Here is a 2,051-nt window from a genome sequence, read left to right as displayed (position 1 = left end):
TCAAAAAATGTTTTAAATTATGTTTCATAACTAAATGCCCTATTTCGTGTGCAACAACAGCTTCTAATTCTGACTCTGATAAGTTTGAAAGCAGATAGCTTGTAATATAAATATAATATTTATCTGATTGGTATCCATTAGCTATTTTAACGCTGTTTGTATCTATTATTTTTATGTGAGGTGTTATGTTATAATCCCGAAAAACCTTAAGTATTGACTGTATTTTTGTGTCTTCATTGTTTTCTATTGATGGAATTCTATTATATTTTATATTAGAGATTGGCTGTAATAGAACCAGGAGTATGAATATAATTAATACTATATTTATGTATATTAAAGTATCAATATATGTGTGAGTCATAATATAATATCCAGAAACAAACATAAAAAATAATATAAGCACTATTAGTGGACCATAACTATTGAATTTTAGATATTCAGCAAATGTTGCTGTTATACCTTTATCTTTCCTGTCAATAAGGTATCCTAAAAAAACAAGAATAAATGCTACAAATTCTGAACCCGTAAGAGTTATTAACCATATCAACAGTGTAAAGTGATAAATAATAATTGAAGGTATAAATAAAAATATAGATATCGGATACAAAGTACCGATTATTATGCGTTTTTGAAAATTATCCATATCGCACCTATGGAATCAATATGCAGCTATTGCAGCGCCAATGGCCGCTCCAACATATCCACTTGCTGCTAAAATTGCATCTGCGGTCGCTTCTGTAATCCATCCAGCAGCCCCTAATGCGTCAGCGACAAGAATGGCTACGCTGGGTTCCAGTCCCATAGTGACAGTTAGCCAATTAAACCAAGTAGACGCTGTCGGGAAATGGCCATGTGTGAAGTAGTAGTATAGAAAATTTCCATGTGATGTGCCAGTATTAATTAGCGCCCCGGGAAGCATATGACTTGCGTCTTCAATAATAGGAACTCCTGCAATACTTAAGTATCCTGCTCCCGATATCATACAGAAGAGTGATACCATCACAATAGCTTTTGCAACTCTCTTGTAGTGCTCCCTGTTATCTTTTTGCATGGAGCCAATTGCCATGTTCGAAGATAACCCCTTTCTTTTACGGTAGAGAACACTGCTCTCAACTATGTTTATTTCAAACATAATATATATCATACCAGTTTCCTATATTTAACCATTATGCATGACCATGTCATATTTATTCTATGATTTAATTTTTAATTATGGATGAGAATGTCAATAAAATCCTTAAAAAACACTGCAATAAAATATCTAAAGAATCAAAGGTTGAAGGAATAGGCATAGACAGCTATTCCAGGAAATTTAACCTATCAGCACATCTATCCATATTAGCAAAAGGGATAATTAAAAAGAATGACCTTACAGATATAGCATATAACAATGGAATAAGCAAATCACAGCTGTCAAAGCTCAACAATAAAAGGCCATACACTATATCTGAGAAGGTATTCTACAGCCTTTTAAACACATTCATAAAGGCACACAGGTATGATATATACCATGATTATCTTGACAAACTATACAGTATTCTGGCAATAGATTCTACATTTATAGAAACAATGGTTAATGGTTCCGGCATATACCAGAGGGAGAAAAGGAGAAATGGGATAAAGATCCATATTGCAGCTAAAACAAATCACTATGCATTGCCATTGAAGGCAATAATAACACCTGCAAATGTAAATGATTCCAAAGTATTTGATGATCTGTTATGGCATATAAACGAATACATGTCTGGCAATACTGTTTTAACATTTGATTTAGGGTACTATAGCTATGACAGGCTTAAGGAATTAAAGGAGAATAATATTAACTTTGTTTCAAGGCTCAGGAAGAATGCCGATTATACTGTAACCTAAACTCCGAGCTTATTTAGGGAACATTTGAATTATTATCCAGTATTTGGCGAAAGATTTATTTGCTTATATGTGTTCCCTATATACAGAACATGACAAGGGAAATTAAAAAGGTAGGGAAATACAATTACGTATATGAAAGCAGCATGGTATGGGATTCAGAACACAGTAAAAGGCACAAGGTT

2 protein-coding genes and 1 pseudogene are annotated in these 2,051 nt (G+C 33.2%); 1 reads left to right on the top strand and 2 read right to left on the bottom strand.

From position 1 onward, the window contains the following. Both AMDU4_RS13425 and AMDU4_RS13420 read right to left on the bottom strand, forming a co-directional pair. A partial coding sequence (locus AMDU4_RS13425; protein WP_290705528.1) for a M48 family metalloprotease occupies positions 1 to 547 on the bottom strand: 547 nt, incomplete at its 3' end. 111 nt (positions 548 to 658) lie between these two features. Beyond that, positions 659 to 1,132 (bottom strand): hypothetical protein, encoded by a 474-nt coding sequence (locus tag AMDU4_RS13420; protein WP_081141244.1) that lies wholly within the window; start codon positions 1,130 to 1,132, stop codon positions 659 to 661. Positions 1,133 to 1,212: 80 nt separating this feature from the next. On the opposite strand from AMDU4_RS13420, the pseudogene AMDU4_RS13415 reads away from it, so the two are divergent. Continuing rightward, positions 1,213 to 1,863: pseudogene (locus AMDU4_RS13415) on the top strand (transposase); the annotation flags it as partial. Between the last annotated feature and the right edge of the window lie 188 nt (positions 1,864 to 2,051).

It is taken from the genome of Ferroplasma sp. Type II, from assembly GCF_000496155.1.
The sequence above is the reverse complement of the archived record's forward strand: the minus strand, read 5'-3'. Positions and strand labels throughout refer to the sequence as shown.